At 52.9% G+C, this 26,250-nt stretch carries 7 protein-coding genes; all 7 read right to left on the minus strand.

What is annotated here, in order from left to right:
• Window positions 1-319: 319 nt before the first annotated feature.
• The 7 genes from AC5S16_RS13965 to AC5S16_RS13995 all read right to left on the minus strand — a co-directional run bounded on the left by AC5S16_RS13965 (window position 320) and on the right by AC5S16_RS13995 (window position 26,136).
• Window positions 320-1,096: a TylF/MycF/NovP-related O-methyltransferase gene (locus AC5S16_RS13965; protein WP_493930691.1), complete on the minus strand. Its 777-nt coding sequence runs from the start codon at window positions 1,094-1,096 to the stop codon at window positions 320-322.
• Window positions 1,097-1,550: 454 nt separating this feature from the next.
• Complete coding sequence (locus AC5S16_RS13970) at window positions 1,551-4,586, minus strand: type I polyketide synthase (RefSeq protein ID WP_493930692.1); 3,036 nt, start codon at window positions 4,584-4,586, stop codon at window positions 1,551-1,553.
• 117 nt (window positions 4,587-4,703) lie between these two features.
• The gene (locus AC5S16_RS13975; protein ID WP_493930693.1) at window positions 4,704-5,450 is read right to left on the minus strand and encodes a thioesterase II family protein; all 747 of its coding nucleotides are present in this window, start codon (window positions 5,448-5,450) and stop codon (window positions 4,704-4,706) included.
• Window positions 5,451-5,633: 183 nt separating this feature from the next.
• Entirely contained in the window at window positions 5,634-8,672 is a 3,039-nt protein-coding gene (locus tag AC5S16_RS13980) for a type I polyketide synthase (protein WP_493930694.1), read from the minus strand.
• A 96-nt stretch (window positions 8,673-8,768) separates the two neighbouring features.
• Window positions 8,769-13,409: a type I polyketide synthase gene (locus AC5S16_RS13985; RefSeq protein ID WP_493930695.1), complete on the minus strand. Its 4,641-nt coding sequence runs from the start codon at window positions 13,407-13,409 to the stop codon at window positions 8,769-8,771.
• A complete protein-coding gene (locus AC5S16_RS13990) occupies window positions 13,406-19,840 on the minus strand; it encodes a MupA/Atu3671 family FMN-dependent luciferase-like monooxygenase (protein WP_493930696.1) in 6,435 nt (2,144 codons plus the stop codon). Before AC5S16_RS13990 ends, AC5S16_RS13985 begins: the two co-directional genes overlap by 4 nt.
• A gap of 209 nt (window positions 19,841-20,049) precedes the next feature.
• Window positions 20,050-26,136: a type I polyketide synthase gene (locus tag AC5S16_RS13995; RefSeq protein ID WP_493930697.1), complete on the minus strand. Its 6,087-nt coding sequence runs from the start codon at window positions 26,134-26,136 to the stop codon at window positions 20,050-20,052.
• Between the last annotated feature and the right edge of the window lie 114 nt (window positions 26,137-26,250).

A 26,250-nucleotide genomic window follows, 5' to 3' on the forward strand; every position in this document is an offset into this window, starting at 1 on the left:
CTTCGAAGACAGCAGTGGCTCCTTATGCCTCTATGGGCGCGGATCAAGATAGTTGGGGAGCTATTTGGAAAGACTTCATTAGTGCGGGTAGTGCTAATAGCGGGTTTTAGAGCCGCTTGAAGGGTGATCTGTATAGTTAGGCATTTTGTCAGTAGCGTTTGTCGAGGGTAGGATCCTCAGATCCACAGCGAGTAAAAAGCTGTTCGTTTCCTCCTGATCTGACTGGTCCCGCCTGTAAGCTATTCCGCGAGTGCTCACACAAATGGAAGCGTGAGCAACAGCTACAGATTGCACAACACTTCCTGACCGATCACTCAGCTCAAAGGCGATCGCTTTGCATAATGAAGGAATTAATGGTCCTGTCAACCTTATGGAACTCTGTCGCACTAAGGTGCGGTTCCTTTACTAGCCATTCCCTGAATGCTCGCGCCTCGCCACGGTCTGTCCGACCTTTATAGGAAAACCAATCATCAAAAATGATGATTGTGCCCGTCTGGATATACTCAGTAACAAAGTCGAGCACAGGAACGGTTGATTCGTAGAGATCGCAGTCGACTAGGATAACAGCTGCTTTTTCTAAGGGCAGCGTTTGTTTGAGAGTGTCGTTTAGAGTTTCGTGATACCAGCCCTGAGTCAGCGTAACCCTGCTTAGATCCACTCCTCCCTTGCTGACATTTTGCTGGTATTGGCTCAGCGCACAGCCGAAGTCACCCTTGTTATACCTGCGGAGTTCGTCTCCATCGAGGCCCATCGGCTCAGGCAATCCTTCGAAGGAATCAAATACATAGAAGTGCATCTCTTTCAGGAACGGATTACGGCTGGCTGCTGAGAAGGCCGAAACCAGGGAGCCTCCATGCCCCGAGCCAAACTCGAGATAAGATCCTTCGATTCGACAATCGCCGATGAATCCCATGACCATATCTAGAAATAGTTGGCGTGAAAGCCATTCACGACCGTCCCTTACCAACTCCCAAGCATCTTGCAATTGGGACATCGACTCTCGCTCTTTCATCAGATCCCAAAGTTGCTTGAGGCTCGATATTGGCTGGTGTTCTCTTATCAATTGTCGAAGGCGTTGAACATCAGATATCTGCATTGTGTTTAGCCCTCCCATCTCGATTTCTGTACTTCTAACTGTGCCAGTAGAAAGATGCGGCCGTGCCAGCACACACCTGAATTGAGTAATCAATAGTTACTTGACGCCCATGGATTGCTGTTCTTTAGCAGTTACTCTCAATCGCGCTCCGAACGTTCCCGACGTCTGCATTGTCGAAACGCGCTAGATAGCAACATCTTGATCTTGCCGTCTGGAATGCGCCGCTTGATAACAGACCACTTCTGTTCCATTCTTTAGCGACTGAAAATAAAGGTCCTGGAGCGAGCCGATCTCCGCTAGGGGCATGAACCTGACCCGTCCTACTCCTCAGAGCAACCTGCGCCGCAGCAGACGCCTGTAGCTGCGCAGATGAGGTGGCATTTTGGGTTGCGCGATGTAACGAGATGAACTAGGCCGGAGGCTTTCTAGCCAATGAGTATGGGTGATTCAGAGATTATTGGGTGAAGCTCGCTGTGGCCGCAAGGATGGTCTCCGCCATCTGCCTTACCGTTGGCTCCTCAAACAACTTTGCAAGGAGTATTTCGACGCCGAGCCTGCTGCGAACCTCAGCGACTAATTTAGTGGCGAGGAGGGAGTGGCCTCCGAGTTCGAAAAAGTCGTCATGAATACCAACCTGATCGAGATCAAGGAACTCCTCCCAAATCCCGGCCAGCGTCAGTTCGAGGTCGTTTCGTGGTGCGACATAGATGTTCCTGAGGTTCGGCCTTGCAGCCTTCGAGGAAGGCAGATCACTGCCCATATCGACAGGTTGGTCGGACTTTGAACGGTCGCGATGATGCGAGCCTTTTACCCGGTCAATCCAGTATCTCTTGCGCTCGAAGGGATATGTGGGCAGAGAAATGCGTCGAGCCTGGCCATGGCGTATTTTGGACCAGTCCAACGGCGCACCGAATTCCCAGAGTTCCGCCAGAGCGGCAAGAACAGATCGTTGTTCGCTCAAACCGGTAGATGGCGGCATGGCTGCCAACACATGAGGGGCTTCGGAGGAGCGTCCTTTACGAAATGCCAGGCCGCGTAACGTCTGTCCCGGCCCGACATCGAGCAGTATTCTGTTCTCTCCGCGAAGCATTTCTGTGAGACCGGCATCGAATTGCACAGGAAGACGCATCTGCCGAGACCAGTATTCGGGACTCTGTGCATCCTCCGGCTGAATCCATGTCCCAGTAACGCAGGAGATAAAGGGAATTCGTGGAGGATTGAGACGAATCTTGCTTAGCTCGGTGAAAAAAAGTCCCATCGCCGGCTCAACGAGGTGAGTGTGAAAAGCATGCGATGCCCGCAAAAGCTGGCAAGCGACTCCTTCTGCTTTCAATTCCGCTGCGAGGATTCTGATCGCGTCGGCTGGGCCAGCGATTGTGCACAGATCGGGCGCATTGAAAGCTGCGACGGCCAGTTCATCCCCTAGCCGAGGGGCGATATCGTCACCGGGTCGCGAGACCGCCAACATCGCGCCTGGAGCGGTTCGTCGCATCAGTTGTCCTCGTATGGCAACCAGCCGGAGTGCCTGGTCGATACTCATCACTCCAGCGAACACGGCGGCCGCGTATTCGCCGACGCTGTGTCCGAGCATCGATGCGGGCTCAACTCCCCAGGATTTCCAAAGACTGGCAAGCGCGAACTCGACGGCAAGAAGTGCCGGCTGTGCAATCCATGTCTCACCAAAATCAATTTCGTGACTCGACTGCGCCGAAGGAGAAGCATCGTACAAAAGCTCCACAAGGTCGCAATTGAGCGAAGGTGCCAAGATGTCTGAACATTGACGTATGTGCTTGCGAAACACAGGCTCCTTTTCGTAGAGTTCCTTACCCATACCTGGGTATTGCGCTCCTTGACCGGGGAAAAGGAACGTTACTGTTGGAGGGATTGCGCCCCAGGAATTCCGAGATACCCGGTACGAATCGTTGCCTGGATCAAGTGCCGCGATTGCATCGTCTCTGCTGTTGCAGACCAGCGCACGGCGGAATCCAAAGGGATGCCTTCCCTCATGCAGGGTAAACGCAACGTCTGAAAGGTTCAGCAGCGGGTGTTTGCGGAGGTGCTCAGCCAGGTTCTGGCAACCTCGATTTAGAGCTTTCTCGGACCGAGCAGTGAGAGGCAATACCTGTAGCGCCCCTTCCGCTGCCGAGGGCGGCAGCGGAGGAGCCTCCTCAAGGATGATGTGAGCATTGGTGCCGCCGACACCGTAGGCGCTGACACCTGCTCTCCTTAGTCCGTCTGCTTGGTTCCAGGGCGAGGTGGCCGTATTGACGTAAAAGCGTGTCCCTTCAAAGCTGATCTGGGGGTTTGGTCTCTCGTAGTATAGGGACGCCGGAATCGTCTGATGTTTTAGACTGAGTGCTGTCTTGATCAGTCCTGACATCCCTGCAGCCGCATCCAGATGACCCACGTTCGTCTTGACAGATCCAATCGCACACGACTTCGGAGTGCCCCTGCCGAATGCCTTCATGAGCGCGCGGACTTCAATAGCGTCGCCAAGCGGTGTTCCCGTGCCGTGGCACTCGACATAGCCGACGGTGTCGGGCGAGACATTCGCGACGCGCAGAGCTTCACGGATAACGTTGGTCTGCCCCTGAGCGCTGGGCGTTGTAAAACTCGCCTTATCCGAACCGTCGTTATTAATTGCGGAACCGCGGATAAGAGCGTAGATCGAATCATGGCTGGTGAGCGCATCACCGAGCCGCTTGAGAACTACAACGCCCGCGCCGCTTCCGAGGACCATCCCACGAGCTGAGGCATCGAACGTACGACAATGGCCATCGGGAGACTGCAGCGACCCTTCTGCATATCGATATCCTACATAGTGAGGAACATTGACAGCGACTCCACCGGCCAGCGCGGCGTCGCATCGGCGTTGTCTGAGAGTTTCGCAGGCGAGATGAACTGCAACAAGTGAGGTGGAACAGGCGGTGTGGATAGAAACTGCAGGACCGGTGAGATTGAGGAAATGCGAGACGCGGCTGGTGAGGAAGGCTAGATCGTTGCCGAGTCCCAGATGGACGGGACCGACTGCGTCAACAAGACCTGGGTGAGAAAAGATATTGAGCAGATACGTGTTTGTTCGAGCGCCGGCAAACAACCCCATAGCCTGTCCGCAGCTCTTTGGATCATATCCCGCGTCTTCGAGAGCCTCCCAGCAGCATTCAAGAAAAATTCTATGCTGCGGGTCCATTAGTTCTGCATCGTGCGGGGTAATTCCAAAGAATTCCGCGTCAAATTGCTCGATGTCGTCGAGCACAGGTGCCGCAGCAACATAGTCGGGATCCTGAAAAACTGCCACATCGATGCCTTCCGACTCTAGTTGCTCTGGTGTAAGGCGAGAAATGCAGTCTTCTGCGTTGCAAAGCCTGGTCCAGAATTCGCGCACGTTCTTCGCCTTGGGAAACCGTCCGGCCATGCCGATGATGGCAATGGGTTCCGGATCGACTCCATCCCTTACCTGGACTTGATCGGAAATGTGAGTGGAAAGCATGTACTTCTCCTCAAGTGTCTCGGTTGCAACTTCCCATGTGGCACGAAGAAGGGCACGAAGTGCCGCTGGCAAAAAACTCTCAGCGTTAGTTGGTTCTGGAAGTGTTAGATTGGCGTGTCAGGCGCCCTGGACTACAGGATGTCCGTCTTGGGACCGCCGGTTGAGTATTGGGGCGAGATAGCTATTCACCAACGCAAGCAGAGCTTTAGAAGAATCGACCATGAAGTGATGACCACCAGGAATGACATGCAACGAGAACTGATGATCAGTATGCCGATTCCATTCCAGTTGGCGCTGGTGAGTAATGTAAGTGTCGTCGGCTCCGCGAATTGCAACGATGGAAGTTTGAAGAGGCGGGAGCTTCGTGTGTCGATAATTGGCGTAGAGTTCGAAGTCGGCTTGGAATATGGGAAGCAGAAGTGCGAACAGTTCGGCATTGTCAAGAAGAGTGGTGTTAGTCCCGGAGATCTTTCGCAGATCTTGTTGAATCTGATCCTTAGTCAGCGTGGTGGGCTCCCCCGAAGATATGCATGTGTGCGGGGCAGGGGCGCCGCTCGCGAAAAACAACTCCGCTTGGCTTCGTCCTGTCGCTTTCAGTCGCTGAAGCAGTTCGTAGGCGATGAGCGAGCCTAGGCTGTGCCCAAAGAACACAAATGGTGGGTCGAGCACCGGCCCGATCTCGCGCTCGAGCTGTCCGGTGAGCTCCTCCATATCGCGGATGTAAGGTTCGCGGAGACGATTCTCTCTGCCTGGGAGCTGAACCGCCAGAACTTCGGCCTCTGCCGGCAGGCGGTCGATCCATGGCCTGAAAATCGACGCGCCAGAACCCGCAAAGGGAAAACAGACCAGTCTTAGGGATGGCATGGCACTCTTAGAGATTCGAAGGAGCCAACGGTTCTCGGTTGAAACGTGTATGGACATTGGCATTTGGCTCCCAAGTCGGCACAAGTCGATAGCTAATCTATTCGTCTTACGAAGAGCCCACGACCATCTCATAAATGGTTGCTAAGTACGCGAACCGATTGGGATGATATTCGCGGAAACTTGTTAATAGACCTGAGGATGCTCAATCTTCGAGGAAGACGCTGGAGGTACTTGTGAAGAGGACCTTTGTTCATCGACCATCTCGTCCACAATTCTTGCCAAAGAAGCAATGTCGATGGCTTCATAGAGGTCGACAGCCGTCAGAAGCACACCAAATTGTTCTCTAAATTGACTAACGAGATTGATCGCCATTAGGGAGTCGACCCCGAGATTGAAAAGGTTGTCCTTCGAACCCAGTGGCGTTATACCCAATGCCGCTTCAAGGATTTTGGTCAACGAGACCTCGGTCGGCGTCACTGGTTGCACGTATGCGTTTGGCATATCAGGTCGATTGTTCGCCTGGGGCGCACGCTTTGACTCTTCAGGATGGCAAGTGTCCGACGCGTGATCGTTACTAAGCGGCACTTCTGCTTGTGCTGCGCGTTCGATCCAGCATCTCTGACGTTCGAATGGATAAGTAGGAAGCGGTATGCGATAGCAATCTTGGCCCTGATAAAACGCTTGCCAGTTAATCCCTACTCCTCGCATCCAAAACGTAGCCAAAGCAGAGATGAGCGATAGATGCTCGGTTTCGGCACTTTCGACTGACGCGATGGCTATCTGATTCCGCGACGAGAGCGGCAGCCTGTTCGCAAGTTGCTGTAACGTTCGTTGAGGCCCGACCTCAAGAAATATCGCGTCCGGTGTCTGATGCGCCTCACGCAAATTGTCGTAAAACCGTACAGTATATCGGAGGTGTCGTAGCCAATAGGCTGGATCGATTGCCTGTTCAGGAGTAATTATTTTTCCCGTCACGTTCGAAAGCCAGGTCCGTTGCGGCGTTGCAAGCCGCACCTGATCGAGGTGTTTCCGGAACTCATCGAGTATCGGTTCCATCAGCACAGAATGAAAAGCTTGCTGCACGGGGAGCCGGCGAGCATTGACGCCGTCCGCTGCCAACCTTGCTTCAAGAGCACCGATCTGATCTCTTGCGCCGGACATAACGCACTGCGTGTGACTGTTGACCGCGGCCAGAGATATCTGATCATTCGCCATGGCCGAGGCTTCGGCTTCTCCTAATGGAACCACTAGCATCGCACCAGGAGCTGTAGCCTGCATCAAACGTCCGCGAAGTGCTACAAGCTTGAGGGCATCTTCCACACTCATTGTTCCTGCAATACAGGCAGCTGTGTACTCGCCCAGACTGTGCCCGATCATCAAGGACGGCTCAATTCCCCAACTCATCCATAGAGTTGCCAGCGCATGCTCAAAAGCAAACATGATCGGCTGAACACAATCGGTACGCTGGAAAATTGGTTGAATCTCGTCTTTCGTATGCTCAAGCCAAGATGGTCCCCTGGGATCGTAATCCATGTACTGTGCGAGCTGCGCGAGGTTCTCATCCAATACCCTGCGGAACGTTGGCTCCCAACGATAAAGCTCGCGGCCCATCTCGATCGTCTGAGATCCTTGCCCTGAAAAAAGAAAGATTACGGAGGGGTGCGTTCCAGAACTAACCTTCATTGGTTCCCGCGCCGCTCGAACTAGTCTGTGCCCGTCGTCCGTTGCACGCAATATCTGAAAAGTGCGCCAAGGACGCTCCTTCCTGCCTAGAGCCAGGGTAAATGCAGCATCTCGCAAATCCAGTTCAGGGTCCGCTGTAAGATGCGCGTTTTGCTGTGAAACAGCGGCGGCGAGCGCAGTGTCGGTCGCGGCGGAATGGACCATAAGATGAAATGGGCTATCGAATTCAGACGGCCGGCGCTCCGCGTATTCCGCAGACTCCAGGACAAGGTGTGCGTTTGTGCCTCCAACTCCAAATGAACTAACAGATGCTCTTCTTGGGAGATCTGGATCTGGCCACGAAATGGTGTGTGTGTTGATCTGGAATCGAGTTGAGTCCAAAGATATCAGGGAATTCGGCGCCTCGAAGTGCAATGTCGGCGGTATACACCCATGTTTCAATATCTCAACAGCCTTGATCAAGCCAGCTATTCCTGAAGCGCAATCGAGGTGGCCGATATTCGACTTCACTGATCCAATAAAGCATGGCGGTCCGTCGTGTCCTTGAGAACCGTAGGCGCGGAGAAGGGCCTGAAACTCGATGGGATCTCCAATCGGTGTGCCAGTGCCATGCGTCTCGACGTATTTGATTGTGTTGGCAGGGACCCGAGCATTCGCGAGGGCTTCAGCAATCGCTTTAGATTGACCTTCAATGCTCGGGGCAGTGTACCCCACCTTGGTTGAGCCGTCATTATTAACAGCGGAGCCTTTGATGATTGCGTGAATGTGGTTTCTGTCACGTCTCGCGTCGTCGTACCTTTTCAAAACAACGAGGCCTGCGCCACTACCAAATACAGTGCCATCAGCCCTGCTATCAAATGGGCGGCAGATTCCCGTTTCCGAGAACATCCCTCCCGGAAGATAGCTATAACCGTTGCGAAGATAGAAGTTGAGGGAGGCGCCCCCAGCCAAGGCCATGTCTGCGTCTCCCGACAGGAGACTTTGACAGGCAAGGTGGACCGCCACCAATGAGGTTGAGCAAGCACATTGCACCGTGTGGCTGACTCCATGCAGGCCTAGTTTGTAAGAAATACGCGTTGCAAGAAAGTCTGGGCTGCTCGAGATGTTTAGCTGGAGTGGTCCGATCTTTTCGATCAGGGCCGGGTGCGTCATGAGGTGAGTTAATAGGTAGGTGTTTAATGTGCATCCTGCGAAGACTGCAATCGATCCGGCATAACGATCCGGATCCTGACCAGCGTCTTCCAGAGCTTCGAGGCCGCACTCGAGCAGCACTCGGTGTTGCGGATCAAGAATAGCCGCTTCAGTAGGAAGGATTTCGAAGAGACGAGAATCGAAAAATTCTACATCATCTGGAAATGCTGCCCTGCGCACATAAGTGTTACGCCGCGCTCCAGAAGGGTCGACTCCAACTCGTACCAATTCCGCCTCGGGGACTTCGCGCACGGAGTCTATGCCTGAACAAATGTTATTCCAGAAGGTCGCCACGTTTCTGGCACCGGGGAAACGTGCTGCCATGCCGATAATAGCGATGTCTCTCATCGAGTCCTTCGTAATTCTCGCTAAAGACACTTGTAATGCGTGTCTTGTGGCGACTGTGGTGCAGCTACTTTACAGCTTTACGTTTTAGGAGGGTGACTAGGCCACCGGTCCGTTGGCGAGAACACCAGGTTGATTTTGTTCTTCCAGCCTGCGTCGACGTTCAGCACCTCGAGCTCTGCTATCGTCCAGATATCGGCCGTCAGTACTTGGCGCAGCAAGAACCTCGGCCATTCTCCGGACGGTGCCTCCTTCGAAGACTGCGGTGACGGGGATTTCCCTCCCCAAAACCCGCTTCAGTTGCGAAACAATTCTCAGCGCAAGCAATGAATTACCGCCGAGTTCGAAAAACTTGTCATCGAGCCCTACCCTTGGAATGCCTAGATGATCTTGCCAAGAGCTCGCTATCGTTTGTTCCAACTGGCTCGCAGGCGGAACATAAGCACGATTTGTTGCCGGTTCTATCGTTGCGCTGGGATGGACCACTAGGCCCTCCGCACCGTGAGAGGGTGCGTGTGCTCGCCGGATGCGGGCTCTCAGATTTCCTAATGAGACGATGACCGGACCTTCGATTCCTCTTTCCAGTATTTGCATCAGCGCGTCAAGTCCTTCTTGAGGAGAGAGCGCAAACTCTCGCAGGTCCGGAGGCAACGAGGATTCTGCGGCATACCTCGCAGTAAGCCAGGCGTCCCAGGCAATGCTGACCCATCGCACGTTCTCGGAGTGGATCGATTGCGCCGCCGCTGTCGATTCAAGGACTGCGTTGGCCGCAGCATAGGAGGACAGTCCAACGCCGCCGAGGGTCGCAGCCGTCGAGGAGAACAAAACAACGAATTCGGGTTTCAAGACCAAAGCCATCATTTCGATATTGCGAGTGCCTCTGACCTTGGCGCTGCCGATCTTCATGGCCGTTTCAGCATCTCCGTCCATTACCAGATGAACGACACCTTGCCCTGTCGCGCCCGCCAACTGAAATATTCCATCGAGTGCGCCGTAATCGTTCATGATTCTCTGCGTGAGATCGTGCATAGAGTTTGCATCCGAAACGTCTACGTTCACAACTGTCAAGTCGGCTCCCATCTCCTTCAATTCGCGCAGTCCAGCCAGCTGACCGGCAGCCAAGGAAGACTCTTGTTCGAAGTCTTGGTGATCCCATTTCTCAGCCGGCGGGACATCATGTCGGCTCGCGATTAGAAGCCGAGCCCTCGTTTTAGTGAAAAGTTCTTTGGCAATATGAAGTCCGATTTCACCAAGCCCGCCGAGCAAAAGATAGACTCCACCGTCTTTCAGAAGTGGGCGTTGATTGGATTCCTGTAATCTCGCAATCGAGTAATCGAGAGACCACCTTCTGGAGTTGCGCAGTGCGATAATCTTGTGACCGTCTCGGCTGAATATGCTTCTTACGATCCATCGAGAGAGCGCTGCAACCGAGGCACCATCGTTGCCCGAGCCAATATCAATCAAAGTACAATCGACGGATTGATGTTCCTGTGGCGCCACAACAGTGATTCCCATAAGCAGAGACTTCTCTGGGATAACATCATCGTTGTCATGGACCTGATATAGACGATCAGACACAAGCGAAATGTGAAGTTTATATTGCGCATCATTTCGAGATGCTATGGCTCTTACAAAGTGACCCGTCGAAGCAACTCCGGCTTCGGCGACATTGCGAAACACAGTTTCCCTGTCGATTACCTCCTCAGAAGTCAGAGTCCACATATGAATGAGAGAAATGTCAGTATCAATTTCGGGCTCCGTTATGCACGACACAAGCCGAATGTAATCTTCCTCATCAAGAGGCCTTAGTGAAAAATGATTTTCATCCCGTTGCGAAAATTCTTGGCCCGCGCAGACCGAAAACACTCGGCAACCAGATTGTTGCAGAATCCTAATCACTTCTTCGCAAACAGCACTACCAGTGGTGAAGACTACGACCTTCGTGTTCGTTGGCAAGCCATCCAAACGAAATTCTACTTTTGGCTCGGACCTCCAGATCGGAGCATAGAAGCATGAGGAAGTATCATGGACATGATTTTCCTCGATGTTTTCGTCACCTATCTCGTTGTTGAGCGGCTCGAGCCAATGTATTTGTTTCTCAAATGAATAGGTTGGCAGTGGGACTCGCCGCCGATCCTTTTCGTGATAGAAGTTTGGCCAGTTGTCGATTGCCCCTAAAGCCCATAGGCGCCCTGCCGTTCTGTGCAAGAATGTTTCGTCTGACTCCTGGTCATAGGGATGCCGCATCGACGGGAGTGCAGTCTGCGGGCCGCCAGGCTCAAGGATCGACTGCGCAAGAGTGGTTAAAACATTTCCCGGACCAACTTCGAGGAGGATGCCGGGGCGTTTCTTTAGAAGTTGCTGCATTCCGTCATAAAACCGAACAGGTTCGCGCAGATGGCGCACCCAGTATGTTTTGTCTGAAATGAGGCTGGCATCTGCCCAGTCTCCTGTGAGGTTCGAAACATAAGGAATAAGAGGCTCTTTGAGGTCGATTTTCTCGACGAAGTGCTGGAAATCTTTAAGTATCGGATCAATAAACGGCGAATGACCTGCAACGGGAACCTGAAGGCGCCTGGTCTCTATGTCATCTTCGCGGAGACGTACCACTAGATTCTCCACAACGTCGGTACTTCCCGAGAGCACAGTCTGGGCAGGACCGTTAACTGCAGCAATCGTGATGCTGCTTCCATCCAAGTAGGGAGCCAATTCGTCAGTACTCAATGGAACGCTCAACATGGCGCTCGCGGGAAGAGTACCCAACAGGAGAGCACGGGTGGCAACGACGCCAAGCGCGTCCTCCAAGCTCAAAACCCCTGAGAGACACGCGGCAGTGTACTCGCCGAGACTGTGTCCAATCATCATTGATGGCCGAAGCCCCCATTCGATCCACAATTTCGCCAACGAATATTCGACTGCGAAAAGGGATGGAAGCCCAAGCGTCGTGCCGCGAATGGCGGCGACCGATTCTGGTGACCGCTCCCGGGGAAAAAGATAGGTCGCAATATCGCAATCAAGCCATGAACGAAGGATCTCGGCGCATATGTCGAATTGCTGTCTAAATATTGGCTGAGAAGAATAAAGGCCAGCGCCCATCCTAACGTACTGGGCACTTCCACCTGAAAACATAAATGCCACAGTACGGTTCTGGCGGCCTGTTTCCTGTGTAATGCTCCAAGTGTTTGGACCGCCAAGTAGAGATGCTATGGCGTCTTCGGTGTTGGTACAAACGACTGCCCGTCTCCACGCGTGCGCGTGCCGCCCCATTTGCAGCGTGTAGCAAACGTCAGCAATGTTGTCGTCCAAATGCGTTTCAAGAAAACGAATGTATCTCTCTGTCAAGGATTCCAAAGATTGAGGAGTGGCAGCAGAAAGTAGTAGTAGATGTTGATCCCGCGTAGCGGGTTCTCTGGACTGTGGCGGCGCCTCTTCGAGAATTACATGGGCATTTGTACCGCCGATCCCAAAAGAACTCACGCCAGCTCGCCGGAGATTACCGGAACTGTCTCGTAGCCATGGCCGTCGTGTTGAAATAACATAGAACGGTGTTTTGGCAAAATCTATTTCCGGATTGGGCTGTTCGTAGTGAACACTGGGAACCAATTCTTCATGCTCTAGACACAGAGCTGTCTTGATCAATCCGGCGATACCTGCTGCGGCGTCAAGATGGCCGATATTGGACTTCACTGATCCGACGGCACAAAAGCCGACGTCATCGGTGCTTACTCGAAAAGCATTCGTGAGAGCCGTGATTTCTGCTGGATCGCCAAGAGGAGTTGCCGTACCGTGGCACTCCACATAAGCGATCGATCGAGCCATGACTCCAGACATCAACTGGGCTGTCTGAATCACTTCAGATTGGCCGGAAATGCTAGGCGCGGTATAACCCAACTTCGCCGCACCGTCGTTGTTTACTGCCGATCCCTTGATCACCGCAATAATGTGATCCCTGTCGCGCACCGCTTCGAGAAAACGCTTCAGGACCACGACGCCTACACCACTTCCAAAGATCGTACCTGCCCCTTTCGCATCGAACGCGCGGCAACGGCCGTCCGGGGAACATACTCCCCCCGTCTGAAATATATGGCCACGCCTCTGGGGCACCTGGATTGACACGCCACCTGCAAGAGCCAAGTCACATTGATAGCTGATGAGACTCTGGCATGCCATATGCACGGCGACAAGCGATGTCGAGCAACCTGTCTGCAAATCAATGCTCGGACCGCGCAAATTGAGCTTATAGGACACGCGAGTACTTAGGAAATCCTTATCATTCCCAATCATCGTTTGCAGACTGTCATCGCTATGCGGATTACGCAATCTCGGTAGGAGATTGTAGAGCAGATAACTACTTAGGCTGGTACCTGCAAACACTCCACATGGCTGGGGGCAGTTGTCTGGAATGTAGCCTGCAGCTTCTAGCGCCTCCCACGAACACTCTAGAAAGACCCTATGTTGAGGATCCATTAGCGCCGCTTCCTTTGGAGAATAACCAAAAAATGACGCATCGAAACACGCGAAATCGTCCAGCACAGGAGCGGAGCGGACAAAATCGGAGCGCTTCCATATCCCCTGACGAATACCGAATGATCGCAGTTCTTCCTCAGAGAAGTCGCTGACGCTGTCTACACCTTCACGGAGGTTATTCCAGAACTCACTAACGTTGGCGGCGCCGGGAAAGCGACAAGCAATCCCGACGATAGCAACGCTGAGGTCCGCGCTATTATCTTCTCTATTCATGCGACCGGCCTCGTGGAACTTGCATTCCTTCGCATCGCCGCCAATCCTTTTCGTTGCATCGCCGCCCGGTCGATTTCACTAGATTGTGCTGCGCTCGTTCTGCTGCTTGCTTGGTGCTCAGTAAGAGCAGCTGCCAGTGAGCGGATAGTAGGACTCTCAAGAAGCTTGATCAAGGGAAAGTTGCCCCTAAGCGCTGCCGACAGTGCATTGTGTACCTGAACCATGAGTAGTGAGTGACCGCCGATATCGAAAAAGTTGTCATCGAGTGAGACGCGGTCGATATGAAGAGTGTCCATCCATATTTTTTCAATCACCTGTTCGAGGTTTTCGACAGAAGCCGGCAAGGCGGTGCTTGAACCCGCTGCCTGAGCGGGGAGGATGGGCCGTTGCTCTAAGGCCTTGCGATCGGTCTTCCCGCTAGGCAAAAGAGGCAGCGCATCCATGCTCACAAAATGAGATGGAATCATGTAGGAAGGAAGACTGCTCCCGAGAAAAAGACGCATAGTCTCGCGGTTCACTGTACTTCCATGCTTGGGAACGAAGTAGGCAACCAACGATTCCTGGCCGTCGCCGAAATCGCCAGAAGACTTCACAACAGCGACATTGGAGATGTCGGGGTGCTGACCAATCGCAAACTCTATCTCCGGGAGTTCCACACGATGTCCCCGGATCTTCACTTGTTGGTCAATTCGTCCGAGAACTTCGATTGCTCCATCTTGCTTGAATCGCGCCAAATCCCCAGTGCGGTATAAACGACCCGATCTGCTGCCTGGAATCGGATTGGGGATAAAACGCTCTTCGGTTAGGTCACGCTGCCCGATGTATCCTCGTGCGACGCCATCCCCACCTATGTAGAGCTCTCCGACCATATTCACATCAACTGGCATACGTCGCCGGTCGAGAATGAAGCATTCCGTATTCGAAATTGGCCTGCCCACCGTGACTCCAGCTGCTACATCAAGTTCCTGGCTTGTGGACCAAATGGTGGTTTCTGTCGGACCATACATGTTCATAACTTTGCATGAATATTCCGCCTTAATGCGTTCAACTAGAGATGCCGACACTGGCTCTCCACCCAGGAGCAGAGTGTCAATCGAGTGGAGGAGCGATGCTTCATCTTTTTCAGCAAGCAGGAGTTTCATCATCGACGGAGTACATTGGAGCAAATGCCGACGCGACGCTTCCTTTGGTCTGCTTTGGGTGATCGGCAAACTCGGTAGATTCAAATGTGTCATCAAGTCCCTGACACTTGAGAGGCTATTTATTACTGTCCCAGATTCGATTCCGAAATCAATCAGACAGGCAATTTCATTTACGCCGACCTCTTTGAAGTTCTCTACCAGGGAAGCAGCATCGGATACGGTACCAAATAAAGCATTGTTTGCGGCGTACCGCTGAGCGGCAAAATCCAATAAGGCTTCAAAGTCCGCTGAAGTGAGCTGGGCGAAATCAACTGGCAGCCCCATTGTCTTGATGAATTTTTCAATTAGGCCCACAGAAGAACGCAGATATTGCTTGAAGGGCTCTCGCACTATGGCTTGGACTTCTTCACGATTGCTTCCAAGGAACGTATGGAGCATCAGCGTGACACGGCCTTGGTCTGGATTGAGACCCGCGTTCGCTCGAGCGCGTCGATAGTTTTTGACATTTTCTTGCACATCGTCGATACCTTGTCCTAAGAGATGAGTTAGGACATTCGCACCGAGGGCACCCGCAAGCTGAAATGTCGCCGGAGTGCCTGCGGCGGTAATCCAGATCGGGAGTTCAGGTTGAACTGGTTTCGGAAAGATCTCGACCGAGATTGTGTCTCCAATGCCGTTGCGCTCTTCGATCGGATGTCCGCGCCAGAGTTGCTGGATGGTACTGATTCCATCTTCCATCAGCCGCCGTCGCTCCTCAAAGTTTCCAGGTGCTAGGACAAAGTCGTTTGCGTGCCAACCGGAGGCGAACGCAATATCCACTCTTCCTTGAGATAAGTTGTCAACGACAGACCACTCCTCCGCAATGCGAATCGGATTATGAAGCGGCAGGACGACACTGCCCGCCCGAATACGAATTCGCTCGGTGACAGCGGCGAGCGCTGCGCTCGTCACGGAAGGATTCGGGTAAAGACCCCCGAACTGGTGAAAGTGGCGTTCGGGCGTCCAGACAGCCGTGAAGCCGTGCTCATCTGCGAACTTCGCGCCTTGAATCAGGAGAGTATACGGAGCGTGCAGCGAACGATTCGAGGCATCAGCAAAATAGAACAAGCTAAAGTCCAAACCCCTGTTTGCCTGCACCCCCGTCGAGAGCAAGGAGCGGACGCGCTTCTTCTGTTCCGGAATAATCGCTACTTCCGCGCCGCAGGTCAAGGGCCACAGCAACTCCAGAATGGAAATATCAAACGATATGCTTGTTAGCGCATAGAATCGATCCCCTGCGCCGCAGTTGATAATGTGCGTCATCGCGTGACAGAAGTTTCCAAGATTGCGGTGAGTCACCACGACTCCTTTTGGGACTCCTGTCGATCCGGATGTGAAGATGACATACGCCAAAGCATCCGGATTGGCCGGCGGGATTTTCCAATCTTCGGCCTTGGAAACTGAGGGCATATTGTGAGTCAGTAGATCGACGCGAACGACTTGTGGAATTCCGATCGCTGTCAATGTCTCAGCCGCGCCTGCATCATCTGTCACCGCAATCTGAACATGAGATTGCTGCACCATGTAACGGAGACGATCCACAGGCAGTGACAGATCGAGTGGTAGAAAGGCTGCTCCCGCTTGCAGAATACCGAGCATTGCGACGGGAAGATGTACCGACCGCGAGCATTGTAGAGCAACAATAGAATCTTCTATGACCCCGTTTGCCTGAAGCGTTGCTGCGATCACGACAGATCGTGAAATAAGCTGACGATACTCGAGGGTCCCGTCGTGTGCAGAAACTGCTGTCAGGTCTGGATGGGTATTTGCTGTTTGTTCGACTAAATGGTGGACGCACATTTCTGGGACATATGGAGACAATGTTGCGTTCCATGCTATGAGCATGCGTTCGCTTTGATCCTTATCCATGATTGGAAGGTGCTCCAACTCTAGATCAGGGTCTTGGGATACAGCGTCGAGCAATACCTCGAATTCACGTTTGATTCTATCGATAGATGCCCGGTCGAAAATGTCGGAATCGTATTGGATCAGACCTGACAGCCTTTGTTGCTGGTCGGCGAAAAAGAGCGATAGATCGCACTGCGCCCCCAGATTTTCTACTGGAATAGCTTGAAGCTTCAATGCACCTTTGCGGAACTCAGCTCCTCGGTGGCCCAAAATGAATCGAGAAAGCTCCGTCCCCGTCATATTGCGGGTACTCTGTAGACCGAACATGACTTGAGTCAATGGTGTACGGTGTGCCTCTCTCCGAATCTCAAGGTCCTCCACTAGATGGGAAAAGGGATAATCCTGATTCGACAGAGCTGCCGCAACTTCGGTTTGCATTGTCGTGGCAAATTGAGCAAACCGCATGCCGGGAAACCATTGGCTTCGCAAGACTACTTGGTTGATAAAGTATCCGATGCAGGCCGCGCAGCTGGAAAAAGTACGGCCTGATACGGGTGCGCCTACAAGTACGTCGTCCTGGGCTGAGATCCGTAAGAGAAGGGCGGAAAAGGCAGCTAACAAGAAAGTGTTAAGCGACACGCCTAAAACTTGGGCTTGACGTCCGACTTGGGCGGCAATTGTGTCATCTAACTCAAACCAGAGTGTCGAGCCTCGCCTTGCCGACAACGCAGGACTGCGATCAGCGGGCAAGGCCAAAGACGTATTCGCTTCAGTCAATCGGCCCCTCCAATACGTCTTTTGCGCTTTGAGCTTCTCGGTTTTCAGCTCCAGTAGCTGCCTATCTACAAATTGGGAATACGGGATATGCGGCAACCGTGATGGAAGCGGACTGTTTTCGAGGATCGCCGTGTAGATGTCAGCCAATTCATCCAGCAGAATAGATGCTGACCAGAGGTCAAGCATGATGTGATGGGCTACCAGCAATACTATGTCGCCGCGTCCCTCTTGGCGGATCAGCTCTACGCGAAAGGGCGGATTCTTTGAGATCTCAAATGGTCTGTTTGCCGCCTCCTTGAGGTAATTCTCCAGCGTTTCCTCATTCCATTGGGAGGCGTCCTGCACTGTAGGAGGTGATGGATAATCTTCGACGACAGAACGCATCGGTCCATCAGGAGTAGATATGATTAAACTTCTAAGCAGCGAATGGCGATTAATTAGTTCGCGGATTGCGCCGCAAAAGGCAGAAATATCAAGAGGTGAATCAGTACGCGACGCCGAAAACAAATTGTATGCAGGGCTCTGAGGGTCTAGAAGGTGAATATAAAAGAGAGCCTTCTGTCCTTCGGAGAGCGGATATGAGCCCAGGCCCTCTGGTGACGTCACGACATGAGATTCCGCGGGCGGATCAGAGGTAGTGGACGCTCCTGCGGCAAGTTCGCGAAGTGATGTACCCCGGAGCATTTTTTCGAGTGAGATGTGTATTCCTAACGATTCCGCCGCTTTCGCGTGCAACGTGACCGCCGTCAATGAATCGAGACCGAGAGACAGAAGGGATAGATCTGTGCGTATCGCTCGGGGGTCAACCTGAAGAATGTGGGCCGCCAAGTGCTGTAGTTTTTCCAGTACGGTTGTTTCCCTGTCAACTTCGAGTGCTATCGTGGGAAACTCCTCAGAAGTTTCAGGCATGACATGGGAGAACAAAACATCCAGTCGTCCTTCCAAATACAAGCTGCGACATGCTTGCCTCCGGACTTTACCGCTTGTTGTACGAGGGATGGCGCCCGTGGCGACCAGAACAACCCTATCGAGAATGAGTTCCTCTTCCTCTGCGACGGCGCGGCGTATGTCTTCGACCAAACGGCTAAGAGATTCCATACCATTCAGCCGTCTCGGCAGTTCTTGTATCAGGATCGCTTCGCTATGTTTTTCTGTCTCCACCGAGAAGGCGGCCCCTGGCGAAGTGCGTAGGCTTTCATGGACACTCGCTGCGGCTACCTCGATATCTTCGGCGTGATAATTCTTTCCACGAACAATTAGCAGATCTTTTAGTCTCCCCGTCACGACGAGCTCCTTGGCGATCCGGAAGCCCAGATCTCCCGTGCTCAGGAGTGGAGAGTTTGCTTCTCCCGTGTGAAATGTTTCAAGACTTGCTTCCTCGTTTTTCCAATATCCCGCAGCTATAGTTGGACCCGAAACCACAATTTCACCCACAACTCCGTCGGGAAGATCCATTCTGGTCTGTGGGTCTACGATCTGCACACTAAGCTCGACACCGATTTCGCCGCAACCAACCAGGCGTTTTCGTTTGGAAGGGTTGTCGGCATCCTGCACGGAATCGCTATTAGATCCGGTTGCGGGAGCATTGTGGACTGTGTATTCGGATCCTTCATGTTTTGCCGAGACTAGTAACGTTGCTTCTGCAAGTCCATAGCACGGCGCGATTGCATTCTTTCGAAACCCAGAAGCTTGAAACGCGCCGCAGAATCGTTCCACTGTCGCGAGGCGGACAGGCTCCGCACCGTTAAACGCAACCGTCCAGGGAGAGAGATCCAGCGTCTGCTTCTCTTCCTCCAAAATTCGTGAGCTGCACAATTCATACGCGAAGTTGGGACCGCCGCTTATAGTCGCACGATAGTCGCTGATTGCCTGAAGCCACGATTTCGGTCTCCGTAAGAACGCTTGAGGGGACATCAAGATGCATTGCGCTCCGACCCACAACGGATGAAGTATGCCTCCGATCAAACCCATGTCGTGATAGTGCGGGAGCCAACTTACCACCACAGAGTCTTGGTTTGCGCGAAAGGCTTCCTTGATGATTCGTTCGTTCGCAGCAATGTTACTGTGCGTGACCATCACACCCCTAGGCGAGGTGGTTGAACCGGATGTGTATTGCAGGAATGCGGTCTCTTCTCCGCTAACGAGAACTCGATGATCTTCGCTGGCTGAGCTGAGCGCAATCTCATCGGTAAAGAGGTGTGGTAAGCCTAGAGTTCCGGCCTCGGCAGGAAAAACGCCCGAGGCCTGGGCGAAGAAATGTTGACTGGTCATGACTATGCTTGGCTGGCAGTCTCTCACGATGGTATCCAAGCGATCCCGGTGTCGTGTAGACCGCGGTGCGTGCACTGGCACTGCGATGATGCCGGCCTGCAGGCAGGCGAGAAAAGCGCTTATGAATTCCAGACCGGACGGGTAAAGAAGTAGGGCTCTTTCGCCCGGAGAAGCGAATTTATGGAGTTCGTGCGCGATCGTGTTTATTTCTTTCTGCAGGGCGCAGAAAGTGAGCCGCTTGGTTTGGTTGAGGCTATCATCCAAATAAATGTATGCGATGGCGTCCGGCCGCCTCGAGGCGTGTTGGTTCAACATATCCGCCATCGAGCATTGGAATTGTGCGCTCAGTGTCATCTCTACACACCTGTTATCTGACTCTTAGTGAGGTATCAAGACGTAGCTCATGTTCGTTTAAGCACTTGCACTTCCGAAAGCACAGCAACGTCTGTTAAGTGCGAAGTTCAAGTCTCGGGACGGAGTAGAAATACGGTTTGTTATCGCGTCAGATACGGCTGGTCTTCGGTGGACAGCGTTCGCCACTTCCATCGCGTAAAGAAACCGACCTATGCAGGCATTTGGGGTTGAAGGGACGCCGACGGACTAACATTGAGGTATTCCTGAAGCAGGCCCGTGAGATGATCCGTCAGTGCCGAGAGAGTGGGGTAGTCGCTCACGACTGTTTCCGACACCGAAACCCCAAGCGTTTTATCCAACACCATCACCAAATCCATTGCTATAAGGGAGTCCACACCAAGCTCCTCAAATCGCGCGTCGTCTGCGATCTGATCGAGAGGAATTGCCGCCAGTTTATTGAGCATCGACTTGAGGTTTTGCTCTAACAGGAGCTTACGATTACCCGGGTCACACGCGAGCCATTCTGCACTGAAGACTGATTGTTTCTCGGTGTCATCATTTTTCGAATCACGGACAACCTCCGCTCGATGACTCGAGGGGGAGGCTGGGCGAAATTCTTGTCGTTCGAATGGATATTGCGGTAGAGAGGTAACATGGCCTGGATGAGCACGGTGAAATGCCGAGAAGTCAACATCAACGCCATGAGTGTAAAGTTCTCCAAGCGTTTCGAGCATTTGCTGCCAGTCTTGTTTTTCTTTGCTGAGAGACTGAAGCCATAGGTGCTCATCAGCCGGAATGCAAGCCTGACCCAGCCTGATAAGGGTATGCCGAGGCCCGATCTCGAGAAAGAAATCGCACTTTTCTGAATGGAGCGCGCCCATCGCCATCATGAATTCGACTGGTTGTCGGAGATGTCGCCTCCAATATGATGGCGAGGACAGTGTTGCTTCATCGATGCGCGAACCGTAAACGGTGGACACGAACGGTATCGCAAGCCTTCCAAAGTCGAGCTTGGTAGCGAGTTCCTCAACCGAATCAAGAATTGGGTCCATCAATCTAGAGTGAACACCGATCATGCCATCGAGATGTTTCGTGTCGACTCCGTGGTCTTTCAACTTGGAAACACTGTTTCGGATTGACTCTTCGGTTCCACTCAGAAGTACCTGTGAAGGCGAGTTCACAGCTGCGATAACGATGTCATCAGAGGTTTCGTCTATGATTGATCGAATGCGCTCTTGTCCAGCAAATGCGATAACGGCATGGCCCAATTCGGTCAGGTTTTGGAAAATCTCTGCCCGGTGATAGGTAAAGGTCAAAGCATCCTCAAGAGACAAGAGACCGGAAATGCACGCAGCCGCGTACTCCCCGAGACTATGGCCCATCACAAAATCAGGCCGAATACCCCATGATTCCCAGGTCTTCGCGAGCGAGTATTCGATGCAAAACATCGCCACTTGCGACAGCGTAAGGTCGCGAATCATCTCCGGACCACGCGATACATACAGGTCTTCGACTAGAGATCGGTTAAGCCACTGTTCCAAGAAACGGGAACATCTATCCATTTCTTTTCGGAATACAGGATCTATGCTGTAGAGTTGGCGCCCCATATATGGGTACTGCGATCCCTGCCCAGCGAAAAGAAAGGCAATTTTGGGCCGTTTATTTTTGAGGGCAAGTTTCAAGCTTTTGGATTCAGAGAGGCTTTGAGAAATCTCTCGAAACCGTTCAGCTGCGTCAGCGGAACTGCTCGCCACAACAGCAATACGATGGGGATGATGCTCTCTTCCCGCATTGGCCGTGAATGCGATATCAGAGAGTGGAGTTGACACGTGGGCTTCAAGGAATTTCGGGTACTGTACTGCAACTCTCTGTATAGCCTGCGGCGAACGCCCTGATGCTGTGATTAAATATGCAGGCCTTGAGAACGAGCCGTATTCATAATTGTCTCCTTCTGTACTCTTTGAACACAGGAGGACGTGCGCGTTTGTGCCGGTAAATCCGAACGAGCTGACGCCGGCGACGCGCCTTATTACCGGCGATGGCCAAGGCTCCGGTGACAACGGCACGCGAATCCCTAGACGAGGTAAGTCTATCGCTGGGTTGACGGTGTCGAAATGAATTTGCGGTGGAACAGATGAATGCGTTAGACATAGCACGGCTTTGATCAAGCCAGCGATGCCCGCAGCTCCTTCGAGATGTCCGATGTTCGCTTTTACAGATCCGACCAACAATGGCCGATTGATAGGTCGTTCCAACCCCAGGACTGCTCCAATGGCCTCTACCTCAATGGGATCTCCGAGAGGAGTGCCAGTTCCATGGGCCTCGATCAACGCAACGTCGCTAGACTTCAAGCCGGAACGATCGAGTGCTTGTTTCAAGAGCTTCTGCTGCGCCACTCCATTCGGAGCCGTCAAACCGTTGCTCCGGCCGTCCTGGTTTACTGCCGACGCGGCGACGACCGCCAGGACTCTGTCGGAGGGCGACACATCACAAAGCCGCTTAAGAACGATGATGCCGCACCCTTCGCTCCGCACATACCCGTCGGCAGAGGCATCGAATGTCCTACACCGTCCAGTTGGTGAGAGCATCCTTGTTTTGCTGTACAGGACAGTGGGCTCCGGGCTCAACAAGACGTTGACACCTCCGGCGATAGCAATAGAACACTCCCGGAGCCGCAGGCTCTGACATGCGAGATGGACGGCGACTAGAGAAGAGGAGCAAGCAGTATCAATGCACATGCTTGGTCCGTGTGCACCCAGGAAATAGGACAGCCGGCCTGCAGTCGATGCCACTGCATTCCCAACACTGTCATGTGCATCTGCAACATAGATTGGAAAAGCGTTGCTTTTGAGACTTGCGTAGTCGTTGTTAGTGATGGCACCTAGAAATACGCCTGCCTCTGACCCAAAAAGCTCACTGGGGACTACGCCGGAATCCTCGAGTGCATGCCAGGCCGTCTCGAGAACAAGGCGCTGTTGTGGATCCATGGCTTCCGCTTGTCGCGAAGTAATCCCGAAAAACTCGGGATCAAACGCATAGACAGAAGAAAGAAATCCTCCCCACTTGCTATACGACTTGCCCGGTGCAGCCGGATCTGGATCATAATATTCATTCACATCCCAGCGGTCGAATGGGATGTCGCCAATTGCATCCTTTCCGTGTATCAAAAAATTCCAGAACGATTCGGCGTCGTCGATGTCTCCGGGAAAGTTGCATGCCATGCCAACGATTGCAATGGCTTCCGGATCGGTCTGGCTCTGTGCTTCTGCTAAAGGGGCCTTGGTCACCAATTCCGCAAGATGGGCATGCCCCTCGGTTGTGTCGGTTATATGGACCGCTAAGCTTTCGATCGACGGATAATTGAACAGAAGGCTCGAAGAAAGTGACGTCCCGAGGGCACGCTCCAACTGAACACGAATTTCGGTACCCATCAAAGATGTGACGTTCATGTCTCGGAACGAGAGTCTGGGATCAATATCTTCGTGAGGAATACCCACCACTTTCGCAACCAGATTGGTAAGGAGATCGCTAAGGACAATCTTTTTCTCATTCGTTGTGGTCCGCTTCAGCTTCGAGGCCAGCATCGAACCTTCCGGCTCTGGCGTCCTACCGTTGCTATCGTGTGCAGTTTCGGTCGATGATTCTCCACTATGCCAGAAGGTTTTATGCTGCCACGGGTAGCAAGGGAGTCGATGGAAGCGGGGTTGCCCATTTTCATTCAGCGCGGACCAATCCAAATCATATCCGGCTTCGTAGAGTCTCGCTGCTACTTCAAGCAATTGCGCCTTATCTCCCTTTTCACGCTGCGAGCAGAAGGCGGTGGTGACGGAAATACTCTCTTCGAAGGCCACATCCAGTATTGATTCGCAAAGGAGCGGATGTGGGCTGATTTCAATAAACGTTTGATATCCTGCTTTCAGTAAACTGCGAATACCATCTTCAAAAAGGACAGGCAGTCTCAAATTGGCCGCCCAATAATCGGCATTCAATTCACCATGTGGGATTAGCGATCCCGTCACAGTTGACCAAAGGCTGATGGTTCCTCGAACTGGGGTAATATCTCGCAGGCGGTCTCGGAACTCGTGTTGGAATGGCTCGATCAGTCTGCTATGGGCAGCCGTGCGTACATCAGGAATCGTGCATTGAATGCCTTTCTCTTTCAGTCCGGCGACGATCTGATGAAGTGCCTTAGCGGCACCTGTGAGAACAGTCGATCTCGGGCCATTAGCGCAGGCGACCGCAACCTGATCACCAAACTCCTCAATCAACTCTTCGGCATCAGCACGTGACATTTGCAGGACTGCAAGGACACCATCCCCTGCGAGTTCCTGGAGCACTTTTGATCGCAGAGCGACAATCCTTACTGCGTCACGCATCGATATCGCCCCCGCAGAATAAGCAGCCGCAACCTCGCCAACACTTGCCCCTATAACTGCATCTGGTTGAATGTTCCAGGAACGCAAGACACGGTCGAGTGCAATCATGACTCCAACCAGTAGCGGCTGCGTAACTGAAAAATCTTCCAAATTTGTCGACGGAGATGTCAGCGCTTCCAATATCGAGAGGCCGGTCTCTCGTTGCAGATGTGTGTCGTACTCTTCGATGGCCGATCGGAAAGTGCTCGAACTTCTGAGGAGATCGCAGCCCATTCCGCGCCATTGGCTTCCGTGCCCGGAAAATACGAAGACGATCGGAGACCTGTTCTCACGTCGAATAGATACACCGACCGGGAACTCTGCTTCTGCCCGTAGTGAGTAGACCCAACCTTGTAATTCGGTAAGCGAGGTTGCAACGAAGGCGGTGCGGCAGGTGTGATGCTCGCGGCGCATTGCAGCGCTATACCCAATCTCCCCTAGACTGAGGTGCTGGCTACTTTCAAGACTTTGATGATAGCGTCCGGCGAGATCCTTTAGTGCTTGTTGTGAGCGCGCCGAGAGAGGAATGATAACGGGCGAAAGAAGAGATCTGGCCGTGCTTAGCGGTGTCTGGTGATTGGGGGACTCCAGCACGACGTGGGCCATTGTCCCTGTAAGACCGATCGAGGTGACCCCCGCGATTTTGTGTTCAGGGTTCGGCCAAGAAGCCGTGCATGTGGAGACCCGGAGAAAGCGATCATCAAAATCTATGGCCGGATGGGGATTCGCGAAATGAAGCGTCGCTGGTATTCGTGCATAATGCAGGGAAAGAGAGGTCTTGATAAATGCCGCCATCCCTCCAGCCGCTTCCGCATGGCCAATGTTTGTTTTTACTGAGCCTACGAGACATGGATGAGACCGTTCCTCTCCTAAGAGAAAATTGTGAAGAGCAGCAATTTCGATGGCATCGCCTTTTGGATTCCCAGCACCATGGGCCTCAATGTATTGGACCTTGGAAGCGGATATTTCAGCACGGGCATATGCCGCCTTAATGAGTGCCGTTTGGCTGGCAACGCTGGGGGCGAGAAAATCATTTCCGGTTGCCGCGGCATGGCGGACTGCGCTCCCGCGGATCACAGCATAAATCAGATCACCAGCCGCAATGGCGTCCTCTTCGCGCTTCAGTACCACGACTCCTACTCCCTCGGACCGCACTATGCCATCGGCGCGAGCATCGCAGAATTTGCACTGCCCATCCGGAGCCAGGAGACCAGAGCGCGACAACGCGACACTCATTTCAGGCGAAAGAATTAGATTCGATGCTCCTACAAACGCAACATCGGACTCATTGGTCTGCAAGCTTTGAGTTGCAAGATGAATGGCGACGAGTGCAGACGAACGATCTGCGTCTATCGTCATACTCGGCCCACAAAAACCAAAAGCGTGTGAAATTCTGGCGGCTGCAGCACCCCTAGAAGTATTGGCGACAGCTGAGAGATCGAAATCAATCGAACTCAGCGGCAAATGGGATAGGTAATCGCTCGATTGCATTGCAACAAAAACGGCAGTACGCACCTCACGTGCCATCTTGAGCGTTAGTCCTGCATCCTCCATGGCTTCCCAACTGACTTCCAATAGGAGTCGTTGCTGAGGATCCATCATGCGCGCTTCGCTCGGCGCGATCCCAAAGAAAGCTGCGTCAAATCCCGCGACATCGTCCAGAAAGCCGCCGAATCGACTGCTCACCTTGCCAGGTGTGCCAGGGATAGGATCGAAATATCTATCAAGGTCGAAGCGATCTTTGGGCACTTCCGTGATAGCATTTCTCCCTTGATCGAGAAGCTCCCAGAATTGATCGGGCGTATTGGCCCCTGGGAACCGGCACCCAATACCAACGACAGCTACGGGGGCCGGCGCAGCTTCACTGATATTGGATTTCATCGGTAACCTCCATCTGACCGTATGGTGCTTCAATGAAGTGCAAGGCTATTTACGATTCATTCATGTCCAAAGCTGAGGACCCGGCAAGGGGATGTGACAGGTAGGGAGGCAACC

Source organism: Acidobacterium sp. FHG110202_01, assembly GCF_059115305.1.